This window comes from Tropicimonas sp. IMCC6043, assembly GCF_004146235.1.
GTDB lineage: Bacteria > Pseudomonadota > Alphaproteobacteria > Rhodobacterales > Rhodobacteraceae > Tropicimonas.
The window spans coordinates 1-253 of sequence record NZ_SELO01000263.1 but is presented as its reverse complement, the minus strand read 5'-3'; the positions used below and the strand labels follow the sequence as shown (position 1 = coordinate 253).

Sequence of the window (253 nt, the reverse complement as noted above, 5' to 3'; positions counted from 1 at the left end):
GTCCATGGATGGTTGGGCTTGGTCAGGCGATGCTGGATCCGGTTGGCCTCGCAAATCATGTCGAAGCGCATTTGCCGGGAATAGATGGTGTTGCGGTTCCGGGGCTGGTCGGCGAACTGGATCCCATTGTCGGTCAGGATCGTGTGGATTCGGTACGGAACCACCTCCAGCAGGTGTTCCAGGAACTCCCACGCGGTTCGTCGGTCGGCTTTCTCGATAAGCTGGGCGACCGCGAACTTGCTGGTTCGATCGA

Annotated in this window: 1 pseudogene; it reads right to left on the bottom strand. The window is 59.3% G+C overall.

The window, feature by feature from the left end:
• Positions 1 to 253, bottom strand: a pseudogene (locus tag EU800_RS26595) (DDE-type integrase/transposase/recombinase); the annotation flags it as partial.